Below are 17,049 nucleotides of genomic sequence, written 5' to 3'. Positions count from 1 at the left end.
AGCAGATAGTTTTATACTACGAGTAGAAAACATCAACCATTTTAAATAGAAAAAGGAGTGTAACACATGGAGTTTAAATATGAGTTTTATATTGGTGCAGCGCTCGAGAAGGTATGGGATGCCTTCGTATCGCCTGAGGGAACGCGTCAAACATTTTTTGGCTGTATTATTGAATCAACTTTCGAAGTAGGCTCATCGCTTAAATATGTTGGGCCAGGTACGGAAGGCGATGAAACCGTTCATATTTATGGTACTATTTTAGCATATGAGCCAAGCAAAATACTTAGCTTTTTGGAGCATCCAGGTCCTTCTTATCGGTCGAATCATGCAGAGTTGGAGTCAAGGATCACTTTTACGCTAGAAGAGGTTGGGGCTACGACGAAGCTAATTTTGGTTAATGACCAATTTACTGAAGACCATCCTTCGATTCCAACGACGGATAGTCAGTGGTGGATGATTCTAAGCAATTTGAAAACCTTTGTTGAGACGGGCAAGGGACTGGATTATGGTTGGTAACGATATGGTTTTAGATATATAGATATTAAATCTACGACTAACTCTAACGGCTCATTCGTAATTGCTGTGTTAATTTAATGCTTCTCGAAAAAAACCTTTATAGAGTCAGTAAGTATTGGGCTGGCTATATAGTATTTTCCATCAACAGAGTTGGTTGTAAAAGACATTTTTTTGTCATCACCTTCAAACAAATCGATCGAATAAAGAAAACCATCTTTCTTACTCTGATCTGAAGAAGGAATAAGTTCTAGGTCTTGTATAGATTGCAGCCACTCTTTAATTTGTACTGCATCACGGACAGACTTTTTTTCTCCTGAGGATCCATTTGTTAGTGATACATGATCCACATGTAATATGTTTCCGAGGAAAAGCTCTCGTAATTTTTGGGTTCATCATCAGCCACTGTACAGCCCGAAGCAACTATTATAATGGACATCATGAACAAGGCCATTCTAAACAATTGGATTTCCTCCTCGTTTTATGTAAGGGATTACCTACTAAACGATAAAAGTTCAGTTTATGTTTCCAGGTAATCGATGTGAAAAGAGAACAGTGTAAGTATTTCCAGACTGACAAGAAAGCCTCCAGAGCCTAAAAATGATTGATCATTAAAAGATCAATCATTTTGTTTTATTAATTGAGAACTACCAGCAGCTGCTGGTGGTTCTTTTTGTTGAATTCGGTAAACGCTTGTCGAAGCTCTTAACAACAATAAGGTCAACGGACATGAGATGCGTTATTTTGCGAAATTCCCCATTAATTGCTAAGCTTGCGGACATATAGGCCCTTATTTGGGTTAAAAAGCTCATTTAACAACCTAATCCGCCCGATTAGCGTATCGTATGTCCGTTACCCCGCCACTTTTGCCTATATTTCATGAAATGCGGATTCTATGTCCGTTAGATTTTACATGTTATGCTGCATGCTGCATGCTGCGCGCTGTGAGGCAAGGCTTTTAATGGCGGGTAGAGCTTGCAAAATAAGGCGAAAGATTTCTTTTCATGGCTTAATTCTTTATACTGTATAAAAAGGACAGGCGTCATACGTCTGCGACTACGGATAGGAGAGAACAGAGAATGGGGTATAAAATCGTTTTTTTTGATATCGATGGCACGCTGATTAATGAGCATAAGGAAATTCCGGCAGATACGATCAAAGCTATTGCGGAGCTGAAGGAAAGTGGAGTGGAGCCGGTTATTGCAACAGGCAGAGCGCCTTACTTTATAAAGCCGCTTGCTGAGCAGCTCGGCATCGAGTCATTCGTATGTCTAAACGGCGGATACGTTGTGTACAAAGGAACTCCGCTATACAGACGAGAGATCGAAAAAGGTCGTTTGGAGAGACTTGTAAAGGTTGCAGCTGAGCATAATCATGGACTCGTATTTGAAGGGGAGCATAACTTTTTTGCGGACAAAGAGGATCATCCCTTTATTATAGATTCGGTAAATTCATTAAAGGTAGATTTGCCAGGCTATAATCCGGAATTTTGGAAAACAGACGATATCTTCCAAGTGTTTCTACACTGTGAGAGCCACGACGAGCATCTGTATGATGGATTGCATGACGAGCTGAAGCTTATTCGCTGGCATCCACAAGCGATTGATGTTCTTCCCGCAGGCGGCTCCAAGGCTCAAGGGATTGAGGCATTGCTCGAGAAACTTGGTTACACAACTGCCGATGCGGTCGCTTTTGGCGATGGCTTGAATGATATTGAAATGCTGGAGACAGTAGGCCTAGGCATCGCAATGGGCAACTCGCATCCAGACCTGCTGCCATTCGCAGATTATGTGACAACGCATGTGGATGATCAGGGGATTCGCAACGGATTAATCAAGGCTGGTTTGTTAAAGGGATAAGACTGGATTTGTGTGATTATATGCAAAAATAGCAGTAAACAAAAAAAGCTGACGCGTACTTATAGCGTTGGCTTTTTCTTATTAGTAGCTGCATGAATCTACATCCTCAGATAGAAACGGCGGAATCCTTTCGCTTCCTTTTTAGCCCCTTACCCGTTATAAACTTTAATAATCGCTTTCTGTGCTAAGCGGCTATAACTGTTCTTTACCTTGCCACCAGTCCTCTCCTCATTTTAAGATAAATATGAAATATATGGATGGTGTGTTTGGAGGCAATAGAAAATGAATATCCCCATTAAACAATATTGGAGACTGTTAAGCACTTATTTAAAGCATGAGCGGCACAAGCTCGTTCTGCTCTCTATACTGCTGCTTGCCAGCATTGGTTTGCAGCTTTGGAATCCGCAAATCATACGGCATTTTATTGATAGCGCGCTGCAGCCTGGCATTCAAATTAATGATCTTATCGGCAGCGCTTTGCTGTTTATTACAGTTGCGCTACTGCATCAGCTCGCTAGCGTTTCCTCAGGCTATATTGGAGAACAAGTCGGCTGGACAGCAACGAATGAGCTAAGAGGCGATTTGGCGAAGCATTGCTTGCACCTCGATCAGAGCTTTCATAAGGAGAGAACGAGCGGTGAATTAATTCAGCGGATCGATGGCGATGTGAATGAGCTGTCGCATTTTTTCTCCAATTTCATATTTGTGCTCGTTGCGAATCTGCTGCTCATAGCAGGTGTACTCGTATTGATGTTCCGCGAGGATTGGCGCTTAGGGGCAGGCATGACGGTGTTCGTTGTATTGACGATATTCGTGCTTCAACGAATACGAACGGCTTTTTCGCCTTTTTGGGTGAAATCAAGCGAAGTGCAGGCGGAGTTTTATGGGTTTGTTGGCGAGCATTTGGCTGGAACAGAGGATACACGCGCAAATGGAGCAAGTGAATTCGTAATGAGGCGATTTCATGGACTGCTCCGCAAAATATTTCCGATTACGCTGAAAGCAAGCATAGGCGGATATTCGATGTGGGTATCCACTATTTTTGTATTTACGCTTGGACGATCACTTGCATTATTATATTGCGCATATTTGTGGACAACGGATTCGATGAGCCTTGGCACGATTTATTTGGTCTTTACGTATACCGAGCTGCTCAATCATCCGCTTGAGCAAATCCGTACACAAATTCAAGATTTACAACGGGCGGATGCTAGTATTGTAAGGGTTAGCGGGCTATTCGCTACGGAATCGAAGCTAAAAGAGAAAGAGATAGCGGCTGATATGCCTGAAGGCGCGCTTTCAGTAAGCTTTTCGAATGTCGCATTCGCTTACACAGGTGAGGACGGGGACGGGGAGCGAGTGCTCCACGATGTCGATTTTAAACTTCAGCCCGGCCGAGTGCTCGGTTTGCTTGGACGAACGGGGAGCGGTAAAAGTACCTTGGCCAGACTGCTTGTTCGCTTCTATGATGTGAAAGCAGGGTCTATTGAGCTGGGCGGTACAGATATTAGGGATTATACGCTAGCTGACCTGAGAGGCCGAATCGCGATGGTATCTCAAAATATTCAGCTGTTTCAAGCGACTGTGCGAGATAATCTCACGCTTTACGATCCAACGATTTCGGATGAGCGGCTGCATGATGTATTAGAAGATTTAGGGCTAGGCGCCTGGTTAGCTTCGCTTGGCGAAGGGCTTGATACTCAGCTGGCCTCAGGAGGAAGCGGTTTGTCGGCTGGAGAAGCGCAGCTGCTTGCATTTGCCCGTGCTTTTCTCTCTAATCCGGGTCTCGTCATTCTTGATGAGGCGACTTCAAGGCTCGATCCTGCTACGGAAGCGCATATTGAGAGAGCGATCGATAAGCTGCTTGAAGGGCGCACTGCCATTATTATTGCCCACCGGCTTGCAACAATTAAACGAGCGGATGACATCCTTATTTTAGATGCTGGAACGCCTGTGGAATCCGGCAATAGATCGCAATTAGCGGCTGATCCAAGCTCAAGGCTATACCAATTACTGCAAACCGGCGCTGTGGAGGTGCTTGTATGAACAGCAAAGAAATGACAACGGTGCAAGCCATGTGGCGGCTTATTTGCTATCGCCCGGTTCTCTATTCTGCCAATGCTATCCTTTGGGCGACCATTCATCTATTCCCGCTGCTGCCCGGCTTAATCATTCAGCAATTTTTTGATTCGCTCACAGGTCATGCCAGCTGGTCGCTTAGCGCATCAAATCTAGCCATCTTGTTAATGGCTGTAGCTGTCGCGAGAATCGTTACGATTTATGCGGGTGCTTTGACGGATACGATCCACCGCTTTAGTATGGGCTCTTTGCTTCGGTGGAACATGCTGCGCTGGATCTTGCGTCAGCCGGCAGCGGCGGCCATTCCGATCTCCCCAGGCGAAGCCGTCACACAATTTCGCGATGATGCCAATCAAGCAGAGGATGCCATCAGCTGGACGCTTGATTTCATTGGCAAATTGTTATTTGCGGCAGCGGCAATCTTCATTTTACTGCGGGTTAACGTCAGCATTACTTGTTATGTATTTCTGCCGCTTATACTCGTTGTATCAGTCACCCAGCTTGCTTCCAAGCGCCTGCAGGCCTACCGTGCCACCAGTCGCGATGCTACGGGCAAAGTTACGGGTATGGTCGGTGAAATGTTCAGCTCGGTGCAGGCCATTCAACTTGCTGGCGCGGAGAAACGGTTTATCGACAGACTTCGCTTATTGAATAAGCAGCGCAGGCAGGCCGCGCTTAAGGATCGATTATTCACCTCTATACTTGATTCGGTATTTTCTAATATCGTGAATATAGGAACAGGATTTATATTGCTGCTGGGCGCTTCTGCTATGCAGCGCTCGGAGCTGAGTGTTGGTGACTTTGCATTATTCGTCTATTATTTAACGTTCGTGACCGATTTCACTGCGTTTTTTGGCAGATTTTTAGCTACGCTGCAGCAAACAGGCATTTCGTTTAAGCGAATGGTGCAGCTGCTGCAAGGCGCATCAACCGAAAAGCTTACCGAGCATACCCAATTGCAGCTGGGCGGTGCATTTCCTGAAAACCATCGCGCTTCAAAGGAGCAGGAGGAGGCTCCATTTCGTACGCTTTCAGTACGGGGACTCAGCTATCGGTATAAGGATTCCGGCAGAGGAATTGAAGATATAAGCATGGAGCTGACAAGAGGCAGCTTCACCGTTGTAACGGGACGGATAGGTTCTGGCAAAACAACGCTGCTCCGCTCCGTACTTGGGCTGCTGCCTCCTCAAGCGGGAGAAATTTGGTGGAATGACGAGCGCGTAGCAGATCCGGATTCATTTTTTGTTCCGCCGCGCAGCGCCTATACCTCGCAGGTTCCTAATTTGTTTAGCGAAACGCTTGAAACGAATATTTTGCTTGGTATGCCAGATATACCAAGCCGCACGCAGAAAGCCATTCACACCGCTGTGCTGGACAAAGATATTTTACAGCTTGAGCATGGACTCGAAACGATGATTGGACAACGCGGCGTGAAGCTGTCTGGCGGTCAAGCACAACGTACAGCGGCTGCCCGCATGTTCGTTCGTGAGCCGGAGCTGCTCGTATTTGACGACTTATCGAGCGCGCTGGATGTGACGACAGAGAAGCTGCTTTGGGAACGAGTGGAACAGACGCCGCATGCGGCATGCTTGATTGTTTCCCACCGCAAAGCCGCTTTGCAACGTGCCGATCATATTATCGTCATGAAAAATGGGAAAATAGAAGCGCAAGGCAGTCTACAGCATTTGCTTGCGGTTTCAGCGGAATTGAGATTGTTATGGGAAGAAGAAAATATGGAAGCAGCAGAAGAGTAAGGGGATGATCGAATTGCGTGAAGACATGCAAATAAGAGCGATGGAAAGTAATGATGTCAATGTCATTTTTCATGCGATTGAACATCAAGATATTAGTAAGCGATTAGATTATATTGCAAGATGCTGGGAAGAAAATAAAACGGGACAGCGCGTCACCCTTGTCGCTTTCTACAAGGGTCAGTTCGCTGGATGGCTGCATCTGCTGTCACAATCGTATTATCCCTATTTTCAGCAAAACAACATTCCTGAAATAAACAATTTTGATGTGATCCCAGCCTTGCGGCGCAAGGGGATTGGGAATGCTTTGATGGATGGGATTGAGCAGATCGCATTTGAAAAATATGGAATTGTCGGTATCGGTGTAGGGCTCTACCCTAGCTATGGCAGTGCACAGCGCATTTACGCTCGCAGAGGCTATATTCCTGACGGTAGAGGGATTTCGTACGAGAATGTTATTGTGAAGCCCGGCAGCATGGTTCGTGTCGACGATGAACTAGTGTTATACATGGTGAAGGAAGCGACTAATTCCTCTTCGGAAAATAGCAAATAGATTGCCCATACGATTCATTGTTCCTCTATCGGGGTAAGAAGTAGTAGACCGATAGCTTGACCATAAGAAGCTATAACTAACAGCTTTCTAGGAGGTGCAGGCAACAATGGATACAGATAGAGACTTGTATGGCGAAGTAGAAGAGGAAATATTGGCAAAAAAGCAAGGCAACAGCTACGTTCTGACAACAACCAAAGGAACGATCGGTAAGATCACTTACACGATGGTCGACGTAGACACCTGGGTCATTGACCACACGTATGTGGATGGCGACTATCGCGGCCAGCATTTGGGGCGGCAGCTGCTTGATTTTGTAGTAGAAGAGGCTAGGGAGAAGGGAAGACGGATTATTCCTTCTTGCTCCTATGCACTAGCCGAGTTCAAGCGGAATCCAGCATATGAGGATGTATGGGATAAAACAAACACGGAATATTCCGATTCGTACAGCTCCAGCGGAGCGGGTGCAGCAAGTGGCGGATTGTCCAACTAATAAGCAACAAAAAAAAGAGCTCTCTACCTACAAAGGTGGATGGCTCTTTTGCTGCCTATAACGATTACTTCGCAGTAGTTACTCTAGCTTGTTCATTCAGCTTAAGCAGGTTTGAAAATTGAAGTGGTTTGCGGTCGGTTTTATTGTTTGCATTTATTCTTGGTGGATACATGTAAAGACCCCCTTTAATAATAGAATATATTTACAGTAACATATGGAATAAAGTGGCGTCAATTGTCATTTTTTGTTCGATTTAAGTAGTGAAGAAGTTGGTTGAAATCAGTAGAATAGGCGTTTTCTATTTCATGGTACCCATCTCTTTGTCCTACTATAGTCGCAAATTTGGAATAAAGTCTGTTCAGATAGGCATGGCTTGCAAGCGCGTGAAATTCAAATGTCCTGACCTTCGGATTCTCAGCGGCGATATGGTTTGCTAGAAAACGAAAGCCGTTAATGAACAATCGGCCGCTTCGATAGGCGTCGTTTATAATGACGGAATCTACGAAAGCAATTTCCCCTTCCCGAACAGGCTCATATTCCGTAGACAAATATCTATAATGCGCCCATCCAATCGTGTCGCCCTCTAGGCTTAGGATTAGCATTACTTTGGATTGCTGTAGAGACTGTAAAATATGATATAAGGTATCCGGAAGCGAAAACTTGCTGCTGAAATCGGTGCGATGCCTGATGAAATATAGGGCATACTGTGCTAAATCAGCATCATTCTTGCAAACGCAGTACTGCGCAAGCATCGATAAGCAACCTCCTTCTATTTTCGTTCCTTCAGCGTTTGCCTGACTCGATTATTGATTTCAGGATGTTTAGATAACACGTAATGAAGCCCTTTCCGCTGCAAGGTAAGGAACACGCAAGGCGTAATGGCTGTGATATCGGCTGTACGCGGCACATTGTTAAGCAAAGCAATTTCACCAAAATGGTCTCCGTCCTCTAATATGGCAAGTCGAAGCTTTCCATCAATCGCATTTGCGTCCTTGCGTGATACTTCAACCCGGCCGCGTGCAATTAAGTAAAATTTTTCACCCTGATCTCCGGCATGAATGACAGGTTGGCCTGCGCTAAATGTCTCCGTGTTGAACAGGCTTCTAATTTCTTTCAGTACTTCGTTATCAATACCTTGAAAGAAAGGAAGCTTTGCGAGCCTTTCCTCATCAATATCAGCTTCCTGCCCGCTATTTGAAATCAGCATACCATTCTGCTTTTCCCATAATTCTTTATAATAGCCTTCGCGTGCAAGCATTTCCTCGTGAGTCCCAATGTCGACCAGCTCACCTTTATCAAACACAAAAATGCAATCTGCACCTGTTATAGAAGATAAACGATGCGTAACGGTTATTACGGTTCGATTGCGTGACAAATCCCTAAATGTACGGTTAATAGATGCCTCAGCTATCGGGTCTAGCGCAGAGGTAGCTTCATCCAACAATAATAGTTGGGGATCTTTTAATATCGCGCGAGCAATGGCGAGCCGCTGCCGCTGTCCTCCAGACAAATTAGACCCATCATCCAGCACCAGCGTATCGTAACCATTTGGCAGCGTCATGATGAACACATGAATTTCAGCTTGTTTGGCAGCTTCTATGATTTCTTCCCTCGTTGCCGTTGGTTTGCTGATGCGAATATTGTCCATAATGGAACCTCGAAAGAGAAAGTTATCTTGAAATACAACCCCGAGCTGATCTCGGTAAGAGCTTCGACTTAGTTCCTGCATGGGAATACTATTGATTTCGAGTTGACCTGCACTCGGGTCATAGAAGCCCAGCACCAGCTGTACGAGCGTGCTCTTGCCAGAGCCGCTAGAGCCTACGAATGCAGCCGTTGTTCCAGCTTTAATATGTAAATTAATCTTTTTCAGTGCTTCCTGCTCCTCGTTATAGCGAAAGGAAACGTCTGAAAAGCGAATATCCGGCAAATGATTTAGGGGGCTCGTCATAAGTGCTTTACCCGTTGTTTCCTTAGGCGCTTGCAGCAGCTTGTTCATTCGCTCAATGCTGACGGAAGCATCCGTGAAGACTGGAATCGTTGCGGTTAAATTAAAAACGGAATTTCCCATTGAAGTATACATCGTGAAAAAGGCAACCAAAGCCCCGATCGTAATATGCCCGTGAAGTGCGAGATAAGAGCCAAGCCCAATAATGGATAAATTGATCAGGAGTAAGCTGATCAGCGGAATTCGCTCCAGCTGAGCGTTAATCACATTTTTTCGATAGTGAATGAGATACATCGTTTGCAGTCTGCCCACAAATTTATGTGTCATCGCCTGCTGGAGATTAAAACCTTTGACTACTTTTTGCGCTCTAATGTTTTCCTGTATGTCGCCTGTTAAATGATCGAGTTGCTCCTTATGAGCGACGTTAATGGCTTGCGCGCGAGCGCCCAGCAAGAAAGGACCGGCAAAAATAAGGGCTGCCCCAAACAATATGGCTAGTGCCATACTCCACTGCAAATAAAATAAAACCGCGGTGCTAATGACTACAACGGAAAAAGATTGTATTCCTACCGTCAGAATTGCATTCATTGCTCGCTCAATGGCAGGAAGATCGACTGTGAAATAGGAGAGCAGCTCACTTGAGCGCGTCTTCTGGAAGAAAGCGAGGTTCACTTGCTGCATATGCTCAAATAATTGCTTGCGCAAATCCTGCTGCACCCTTGCACTCAGCTTGGCAAGAGCATAATCGCTGAAAACGCCAGCACTGAGGCAGAAGATGCCGCTAACCGCCAGAATGATGATGATAAGAGAAAAGGCATGCAGGTCCTTAGGAAGGATGGCTTTGTCGATTAGAAATTGAAAGCTCAACGGTGCTAATGAAATGAAGATGAGATCTAAAAATAGCGTAACGAAAAAAAATATAGCCAGAGGCTTGTAGGCACGCATATAGCCTGCTAAGTGCTTAAGAACAATAAATACCATGACGGATTGTGCTCCTTCTGAGCTTAAAAATAAATTTCATGAGGGTATTTCATCACATCATCGTGCCATTGGGTGAACTTCATAACATACTCTTCAATAACGCCATGATCCGTATCCTGAACCGCCACTTTCCTGGCTGACTTCGCGCAAAGGCGCTGAAGATTCGGCTGTGAGGGTATCCAGAACCGGAGCTCTGTAACAGGCTGTTTCAACTGCGCTAAGTATTGAGCGAGAAACTGTGAAGCCTGGAGAAACAATCGGCTGCTTCGATAGCTTTCCTTAATAAAAACCGTCTGAATCTGAACGATATGCTCATTTTCATAGTTTTGATCACCGGTGCCGTGTATGTACCCTATTGCGCCTATGATTTCATCATCGGGATTGCGAAATAAAATAGATTCTTTCTCCATAAACAGCGGGCTTGAAAGGTAGCTGAGAGAGACAGGAAAGGAATAGGGCAGGTTTAGCTGGACGAAATGTTCCAGCAAAAAAGTGATGTAGGCCTCTTGATACTTGGCAGTAGAGCAAATGTTGAAATAATAGCTCATAGGCTTAATTACCTTCTTTCAAGATAATGACCAAATTATACCATGATCTGACAATGAACAGAAGATTGATTGTGTATTCGACAACATTTGCAGCGTCCCTATTCCGCATCCATACTCACATTTTTTCTATTTAAACGTACAATAACCTAATCGATTTGGAATGAAATGGAGGAAAATTAAGGTGATACTTGTTGCGGGTAGTCCTACGTTTTCGATTAATCCTTTGACGTTATCGGAGATTGAACGAAAAATACTGCAAGAGAAGCAGAAGAGCCAGGTTGTCTATCGCTATCCATCGGTTGATGCGCTCGAATTTGAGCTGAAAACGCGCTTGCATACGATTGAAGCAGCCAAAGCGCTTTATGCCAGTGGAGTGAGCTTTGCGACCTTCGCAGGGTCAAAATGCAATGAGCAATACTGGACGCGTACGGAAAACGGCGGCTTTCAGCTAAAGGGAGGCGTACTGCCTTCGGTTGGCATTAACGATATTTTTGAAAATGGGCATTTGTACGGCTTTGAATGCGCAGGTGCCATTATCATTATCTTTTATAAAGCAGTGCTTGATACGGTTGGCGATGCCGTGTTCAACGCTTATTTTAAAAACCTGTTCTTAAGAGACTGGCAATACGACCGTGATTTAAGCTTAATAACTACCTATGATAAAAATGAAGCCTACCCCGGCGACGCGCTCTACTTCAAGAACCCTCACCATGATCCGGATACACCGGAATGGCAAGGTGAGAATGTCATCATGCTGGATGATGATTTGTATTTCGGACATGGCATCGGTATTGAATCCGGCCAAGATATCATTAATGCGCTGAATCGCATGCGCTATGAGAATGCCTCTATATCTGCGTACTTGCAGGATATTGTGGTCCATCCAGATTATGAATATTTGCAAGGCTTAAACGTTAGGGACGTTTGGTGGGATGGGGGAAGCGGTTCCGAACAGCTCGGCATTGCGGCAAGAATAGGCACGGGTTCGGATATTTATTAAAATGATTCGTGTCATTGAAAATGGTGAAAAGACACCTGTAGGAGATGCGTTTGCTGCTCTCGAATACAGGTGTTTTCGCTTCGCGTGCATGGAGGAGTATAATGGAAACAGCTATGATAAATATGATCATTTGTAGGGAGCAAGCCAATGAGAATGCATGTGTTAATTGTAGATGATGATCCTTCCATTCGGGAGCTTTTACGTTTTGTTTTGGGCAAAGACGGCTATGTCGTTCTCGAAGCGGAAAATGGACAAGCAGCGTCCATTTTGCTTGAGAATGAACAGGTACATCTTGCTGTCGTCGATATTATGATGCCCGGTAAAAATGGGTACGAGCTGTGCCGCGAAATCAGAGAGCATTATGACATTCCCGTTATGATGCTGACTGCAAGAGCGGAGATGGAGGACAAGGAGCAAGGGTTTGACTCCGGGACGGACGATTATTTAGTTAAGCCGTTTGAGCCAAAGGAGCTTTTGTTTCGTATAAAAGCGCTGCTGCGCCGCTATCGCCTTGTATCCTCTGAGGTTATTAAGCTCGGGAACGTCTCCATTGATCGAAGAGGCTATGAAATTAAAATAGGCGATGAAGTGATTACCCTGCCGCTGCGGGAATTCGAGCTGTTGTCACAACTTGCAAGCCACCCGGGCCGCATTTATACACGGGAACAGCTTATTCAGCTCATCTGGAGCGCGGATTTTAAAGGAGACAGCCGCACGGTTGATGTTCATATTAAAAGGCTGCGCGAGCGCTTCGCGGATTGTCAGGACGATTTCACGATAACAACGATCAGGGGTCTCGGCTATAAGCTGGAGGTGCATGAGGGATGAAGTCGCTGTATGTTCGAATTGTGTTCACGTTTGTGATGGTTGCTATGATTAGCCTTATTCTAGGCTTGCTATTTACGGGGCTGTACTATCAAAATAATCAGCAATCCAGCAATGAGCAAAAAATGATCGCGATCGCTCAAAACATCAGCACCCAATATGAGCAAAATCCGCAAATGGATCTGGATAGCTATCTGACGCATATTGCAGCACTTGGCTTTCAAATTTATTTGGTTCATGACCATTTGCAAGGACAAGCCTATGGCTCGCCGTTCAAGCATGGAAAGCTGAACGAGCAGCAAATGCAATCGGTGCTGAACGGAGCGGTTTATCGGGGGCTGGAGGAGCAGAAGGGACGGCTGGAGCTGTTCTCTTATTTCAAAAATAGTGTTTTGAACACAGCAGGTATGAGAGTTCAGACACAGGATGGGTATGCAGCGCTGTTTATCCGCCCTGACTTGCAGCAGCAAATTGGCGAAATACGTATTATTGCAGCGATATTGATCGGTGCTACCTTCGTCATCAGCTTGCTGTTAATTGTGTTCTTATCGCGCCTCATTGTGAAACCGGTTAATGAGCTTACCAGAGCAACGAAAAAGATCGTTGCAGGTGATTTTGAAGCGGGGCTGCAGCTCTCGCGCAAGGATGAGATTGGCGAGCTGGCACGCAACTTCTCGGTGATGTCGGTGGCGATTAAGCAGCTGGATCAGATGCGGCAAGAATTTGTGGCGAATGTCTCGCATGAATTTCAGACGCCGCTTACATCTATGCAGGGATTAGCTCGGGCTGTGCTCGATAAGGAAACGACGCCGGAGCAGACGGATAGCTATATGGCCATTATAGAAAAAGAAAGCAAGCGTCTATCCCGCATGAGCAAGCAGCTTCTAACACTTGCTGCGCTCGACAAGGATAATAAGCCGCTCCATAAGACAAGCTTTCGTTTAGACGAACAACTGCGACAGCTGTTAATTACACTCGAGTGGCAATGGTCGGAGAAAAATTTGCATTTGGAGCTTGAACTGCCGGATACGACGATCCATGCTGATCAAGAATTGCTCTATGAGGTGTGGTTAAACCTGATTGCCAATAGCATTAAGTTTTCGGATGCAGGCAAGCCGATCAGCATTAAAATAGTGGAGAACGACGTCGTTACTGTTGTCATCGAAGATCAGGGAACAGGCATATCAGAGGATGATCTCCCATTCATTTTTGACCGTTTCTATAAGGCGGACAAAGCTCGCAATGATGCTACTTCAGGCAGCGGGCTTGGGCTCTCTATCGTGCAGAAATTGGTGGCTTTGCATCAAGGCAGTATCGATATTCAAAGCAAGCGGGCAGTTGGAACAACGGTTACCGTTACCCTTCCGCGAGCATAAGTTTTTATGTAATTATCGTTGTCAATATAGAAAATGCCTCATTCCTTTAAATATAAGGGGAATGAGGTATTTTTATTTTGTAAATATGTATCTTTTATGTGAGGTTATTCGGTTGCAAATCTTGTAACATGAATAAAAAAAGGTTTTTAATTGTTTAATCTTATGTTAGTTTTATGTCATTTACATGCTTTGTGAAGCTCATTTTCATGCCGAGGAGTGGTTTGTATGACAGAGTTGTTAAATATGGATATTCCGAAAGAAAAGCTCATATTGGCTAAGCATTATCCCATTCAAGTATTGGAAACGATAGGCGTCAATGCGACCTATCAGAAGCTTCATTGGCATGATGTGCTTGAGATCAATTTAATTAAATCAGGAACCGGCTATTACATCATTAACGGGCAAACGTTTGAGTTTCAAGAGGGTGATATTTTGCTTATTAACTCGAATGATTTGCACTGTGCTTACGAAACCAAGGATTTGGTCATGCAAGTGATCTGCTTTGATGCTTCTTGGCTGCTAAATATTGTCCGTTATGATTCAGAAATTTTGCATCCCTATAAGGAAATGGGGGTCCATTTCACTAATTTGCTGGACCGCAATGAGCCTCATATGAACGAGCTTAGAAGCCTGCTTCTTGAAATTCAGGATGAACATGATCAGGAGCAAACCTCTTACGGTTCTTTGGTTTATTCAAATTTAATCCGCTTTCATGCATGCGTAAATCGTTACTTCCGCAGAGAGGGGTTAAATCGGGGAAAGGACAGCATCGGCGCAAGGCAGCTGGACAAAATGCGCAAGGTCATTTACGACATGCAAAAAAACTTTGCATATCCATGGACGCTTGAGGAACTCGCAGGACTTGTTTACTTAAGCCCCTCCCGTTTTAGCGATATTTTCCGGCGTACAGTAGGGACGCCTCCGCTGCTTTATTTGATTCATATTCGCTTAGAGCATGCCGTCATGCTGCTCGAAACCAGCGATATGAAAATTACAGAAATCGCACTGGAATGCGGTTTTCGCAGCTTATCTAATTTCAACCGATTATTTAAGAAGCACATTGGCTCCTGCCCGAAAATCGCAAGAGGCTAAATCATATGGAAACAGTAAGATAGTGTTAGTTATCAATCGTTTAAGAGGAGAATCAACACAGCGGAAAAGATAAAATAAACACATGACGAATGGATAACGCATTTATGTTACTTTAACTAACATTAGAAAAAAAGGGGGGGAGCATGCTGCAAACAGATCTACAAACCAAACAGCATGTGTACAAGCAGCCCGGGCAGACGAAACGCTTTATCAAACAATGGGATATTCAGCTCATGGTTATACCAGCGTTGCTCTTCATTTTTGTCTTTAACTACATTCCCATGTATGGGGTGCTGATGTCTTTTCAGGATTACAGCATTTTCAAAGGGTTCATGCACAGTCCGTGGGTAGGGTTTAAACATTTTGAAATGTTTTTTAATGCTCCTGAGTTTTGGGTGGTTATGCGAAATACACTCGTCATCAGTTTGCTGAAGCTGGGCATTGGATTTCCAGCGCCAATCGTGCTGGCACTGATGCTGAATGAGATTAATAACCGTACGTTTAAACGAATTATTCAGACGGTTAGCTATTTGCCTCATTTCTTGTCATGGGTTATCGTATCGGGCTTCGTTATATCGATGTTATCCACCGATAACGGAAGCTTAAATATGCTGCTGGAATCCGTGAATCTCATTAAAGAGCCAATCAATTTTTTATCCTTGCCGGAGTATTTCTGGGCGATCCTTGTCACAACCGGTGTTTGGAAGGAAATTGGCTTTGCTTCTATCGTTTATTTAGCTGCTATTGCAGGCATTAACCCGCATTTGTATGAGGCGGCTTCAATTGATGGAGCCAGCAGAGTGAGACAAATTGTTACGATTACGATTCCATCGATTATGCCCGTTGTTGTTGTGTTCTCGATATTAGCAATTGGCAACCTGTTGAATGCCGGATTTGAAGATATTTTGCTGCTAGCTGGAAACCCTGTGCTGCGCGACGTAAGTGATGTTATCGACACTTATGTGTATAGGCTGGGTATTCAAAATTCCCGTTTCTCTTATGCAACGGCTGCCGGTCTATTCAAAGCAATTATTAGCGTCGGCTTATTAGCAGGAGCAAACTATTTGGCTCGCCGGTCAGGCAACAGCTTGTGGTAAAGAGAGAAAGGGCGGCGAAACGATGAAATTATCCTTTGGCGACAAAACATTTATGGCAGTCAACTATTTTCTATTGTTTGTGTTAGGCTTCACAGCCTTCTATCCATTCTGGAATGCTGCAGTGATTTCCTTTAATGCGGGAACCGATACGATGCTCGGTGGAATTACATTTTGGCCGCGCGTCTTCTCGTTAGACAATTATGAGGTCGTTTTCAAGGACAAACGACTTATAGATGGATTTATTATTTCTATTCTTCGTACGGTCATAGGTACGCTCCTATCCATTGCAGCAACAGCGATTTTTGCTTACGGAATGAGTAAGCGAAATTTAGTTGGACGAAAGTATTACATGATCTTTTGCGTGTTGACCATGTACTTTAGCGGCGGATTAATTCCGAGCTACCTGCTCATTCGTGAGCTTCATTTGATGAATTCGTTCTGGGTTATGATCATACCGGGAATTATCAGCGTATGGAACATGATCATATTCCGGACCTTCTTTCTTGGCATTCCGAATGGACTTGAGGAATCAGCACAAATTGACGGCTCCAGCAACTGGGGTATTCTATTTCGCATTGTTCTTCCTCTATCGGGACCTGTCATTGCAACGCTTTCGTTGTTCACGGCGGTGTATCACTGGAATGATTGGTTTTCACCGAGTCTTTATATTTCAGATATTAACCTATTGCCGATTCAAACGAAGCTGCAGCAAATATTGAACTCCAATATTATGCTGGAGCAAATGTCCCAAATGGATTCAGCGGCACAAGGCCGAATGAGTGCAATGAAAGCGGTAACTTCAAAGTCGTTATCCATGGCAACCATGATGGTGGCGACCGTTCCGATTTTATGCGTGTATCCTTTTGTACAAAAGTATTTCGTGAAGGGTGTTCTCGTTGGTTCTTTGAAGGAATAACCAAGGGTTTAAAGCGTCAGC

The 17,049-nt window shown here is 44.6% G+C and carries 16 protein-coding genes; 12 read left to right on the top strand and 4 right to left on the bottom strand.

Annotated elements, in window-relative coordinates; genetic code table 11:
* The first annotated feature begins 66 nt into the window (after positions 1-66).
* Positions 67-516: an SRPBCC family protein gene (locus tag AC1DM9_RS15315; protein ID WP_477580831.1), complete on the top strand. Its 450-nt coding sequence runs from the start codon at positions 67-69 to the stop codon at positions 514-516.
* A 74-nt stretch (positions 517-590) separates the two neighbouring features.
* Here the strand turns inward: AC1DM9_RS15315 and AC1DM9_RS15310 are convergent, their stop codons facing one another.
* Positions 591-863, bottom strand: coding sequence for a hypothetical protein (locus AC1DM9_RS15310; RefSeq protein ID WP_477580829.1), 273 nt, complete (start codon positions 861-863; stop codon positions 591-593).
* A 729-nt stretch (positions 864-1,592) separates the two neighbouring features.
* Here AC1DM9_RS15310 and AC1DM9_RS15305 point away from each other — a divergent pair.
* The 5 genes from AC1DM9_RS15305 (at position 1,593) to AC1DM9_RS15285 (ending at position 7,245) form a co-directional block, all read left to right on the top strand.
* Positions 1,593-2,372, top strand: coding sequence for a Cof-type HAD-IIB family hydrolase (locus tag AC1DM9_RS15305; RefSeq protein ID WP_430055858.1), 780 nt, complete (start codon positions 1,593-1,595; stop codon positions 2,370-2,372).
* Positions 2,373-2,654: 282 nt separating this feature from the next.
* The gene (locus AC1DM9_RS15300; protein ID WP_477580826.1) at positions 2,655-4,418 is read left to right on the top strand and encodes an ABC transporter ATP-binding protein; all 1,764 of its coding nucleotides are present in this window, start codon (positions 2,655-2,657) and stop codon (positions 4,416-4,418) included.
* A complete protein-coding gene (locus AC1DM9_RS15295; protein ID WP_477580824.1) occupies positions 4,415-6,205 on the top strand; it encodes an ABC transporter ATP-binding protein in 1,791 nt (596 codons plus the stop codon). Before AC1DM9_RS15300 ends, AC1DM9_RS15295 begins: the two co-directional genes overlap by 4 nt.
* A gap of 4 nt (positions 6,206-6,209) precedes the next feature.
* The gene (locus AC1DM9_RS15290) at positions 6,210-6,755 is read left to right on the top strand and encodes a GNAT family N-acetyltransferase (RefSeq protein WP_477580822.1); all 546 of its coding nucleotides are present in this window, start codon (positions 6,210-6,212) and stop codon (positions 6,753-6,755) included.
* 106 nt (positions 6,756-6,861) lie between these two features.
* Entirely contained in the window at positions 6,862-7,245 is a 384-nt protein-coding gene (locus AC1DM9_RS15285) for a GNAT family N-acetyltransferase (protein ID WP_477580820.1), read from the top strand.
* Positions 7,246-7,475: 230 nt separating this feature from the next.
* Here AC1DM9_RS15285 and AC1DM9_RS15280 read toward each other — a convergent pair whose 3' ends face one another.
* From AC1DM9_RS15280 to AC1DM9_RS15270, 3 genes are read right to left on the bottom strand one after another with little or no spacing between them, the layout of a single operon-like run.
* Positions 7,476-7,997 carry a GNAT family N-acetyltransferase gene (locus tag AC1DM9_RS15280; RefSeq protein ID WP_477580818.1) on the bottom strand — a complete coding sequence of 174 codons (522 nt, stop codon included), beginning with the start codon at positions 7,995-7,997 and terminating at the stop codon, positions 7,476-7,478.
* A 17-nt stretch (positions 7,998-8,014) separates the two neighbouring features.
* A complete protein-coding gene (locus AC1DM9_RS15275; protein WP_477580816.1) occupies positions 8,015-10,174 on the bottom strand; it encodes an ABC transporter transmembrane domain-containing protein in 2,160 nt (719 codons plus the stop codon).
* Positions 10,175-10,197: 23 nt separating this feature from the next.
* Positions 10,198-10,722: a hypothetical protein gene (locus AC1DM9_RS15270; protein ID WP_477580814.1), complete on the bottom strand. Its 525-nt coding sequence runs from the start codon at positions 10,720-10,722 to the stop codon at positions 10,198-10,200.
* Positions 10,723-10,903: 181 nt separating this feature from the next.
* Here AC1DM9_RS15270 and AC1DM9_RS15265 point away from each other — a divergent pair, with 181 nt between their 5' ends.
* The 6 genes from AC1DM9_RS15265 to AC1DM9_RS15240 all read left to right on the top strand — a co-directional run bounded on the left by AC1DM9_RS15265 (position 10,904) and on the right by AC1DM9_RS15240 (position 17,028).
* Entirely contained in the window at positions 10,904-11,722 is an 819-nt protein-coding gene (locus AC1DM9_RS15265; protein ID WP_477580812.1) for a protein-glutamine gamma-glutamyltransferase, read from the top strand.
* A 147-nt stretch (positions 11,723-11,869) separates the two neighbouring features.
* Positions 11,870-12,550 carry a response regulator transcription factor gene (locus tag AC1DM9_RS15260; protein WP_076268528.1) on the top strand — a complete coding sequence of 227 codons (681 nt, stop codon included), beginning with the start codon at positions 11,870-11,872 and terminating at the stop codon, positions 12,548-12,550.
* A complete protein-coding gene (locus AC1DM9_RS15255; RefSeq protein ID WP_477580810.1) occupies positions 12,547-13,923 on the top strand; it encodes a sensor histidine kinase in 1,377 nt (458 codons plus the stop codon). The genes AC1DM9_RS15260 and AC1DM9_RS15255 overlap by 4 nt, the downstream gene beginning before the upstream one ends.
* A gap of 225 nt (positions 13,924-14,148) precedes the next feature.
* On the top strand, positions 14,149-15,015 hold the full coding sequence (locus AC1DM9_RS15250; RefSeq protein ID WP_076268526.1) for an AraC family transcriptional regulator: 867 nt from the start codon (positions 14,149-14,151) through the stop codon (positions 15,013-15,015).
* A 143-nt stretch (positions 15,016-15,158) separates the two neighbouring features.
* Positions 15,159-16,112 (top strand): ABC transporter permease, encoded by a 954-nt coding sequence (locus AC1DM9_RS15245; protein WP_339206306.1) that lies wholly within the window; start codon positions 15,159-15,161, stop codon positions 16,110-16,112.
* Between the two features lie 22 nt (positions 16,113-16,134).
* Entirely contained in the window at positions 16,135-17,028 is an 894-nt protein-coding gene (locus AC1DM9_RS15240; RefSeq protein ID WP_076268524.1) for a carbohydrate ABC transporter permease, read from the top strand.
* The last annotated feature ends 21 nt before the right edge of the window (positions 17,029-17,049 follow it).

The sequence above is a fragment of the Paenibacillus sp. 01T431 genome (assembly GCF_056398625.1).
The sequence above is the reverse complement of the archived record's forward strand: the minus strand, read 5'-3'. Positions and strand labels throughout refer to the sequence as shown.

Coding starts and splice junctions, on each gene's coding strand:
- AC1DM9_RS15255 (WP_477580810.1), top strand. CDS start 12,547: ATGAAGTCGCTGTATGTTCGAATTGTGTTCACGTTTGTGATGGTTGCT.
- AC1DM9_RS15245 (WP_339206306.1), top strand. CDS start 15,159: ATGCTGCAAACAGATCTACAAACCAAACAGCATGTGTACAAGCAGCCC.
- AC1DM9_RS15240 (WP_076268524.1), top strand. CDS start 16,135: ATGAAATTATCCTTTGGCGACAAAACATTTATGGCAGTCAACTATTTT.
- AC1DM9_RS15250 (WP_076268526.1), top strand. CDS start 14,149: ATGACAGAGTTGTTAAATATGGATATTCCGAAAGAAAAGCTCATATTG.
- AC1DM9_RS15270 (WP_477580814.1), bottom strand. CDS start 10,722: ATGAGCTATTATTTCAACATTTGCTCTACTGCCAAGTATCAAGAGGCC.
- AC1DM9_RS15260 (WP_076268528.1), top strand. CDS start 11,870: ATGAGAATGCATGTGTTAATTGTAGATGATGATCCTTCCATTCGGGAG.
- AC1DM9_RS15315 (WP_477580831.1), top strand. CDS start 67: ATGGAGTTTAAATATGAGTTTTATATTGGTGCAGCGCTCGAGAAGGTA.
- AC1DM9_RS15290 (WP_477580822.1), top strand. CDS start 6,210: ATGATCGAATTGCGTGAAGACATGCAAATAAGAGCGATGGAAAGTAAT.
- AC1DM9_RS15305 (WP_430055858.1), top strand. CDS start 1,593: ATGGGGTATAAAATCGTTTTTTTTGATATCGATGGCACGCTGATTAAT.
- AC1DM9_RS15300 (WP_477580826.1), top strand. CDS start 2,655: ATGAATATCCCCATTAAACAATATTGGAGACTGTTAAGCACTTATTTA.
- AC1DM9_RS15295 (WP_477580824.1), top strand. CDS start 4,415: ATGAACAGCAAAGAAATGACAACGGTGCAAGCCATGTGGCGGCTTATT.
- AC1DM9_RS15275 (WP_477580816.1), bottom strand. CDS start 10,174: ATGGTATTTATTGTTCTTAAGCACTTAGCAGGCTATATGCGTGCCTAC.
- AC1DM9_RS15285 (WP_477580820.1), top strand. CDS start 6,862: ATGGATACAGATAGAGACTTGTATGGCGAAGTAGAAGAGGAAATATTG.
- AC1DM9_RS15280 (WP_477580818.1), bottom strand. CDS start 7,997: ATGCTTGCGCAGTACTGCGTTTGCAAGAATGATGCTGATTTAGCACAG.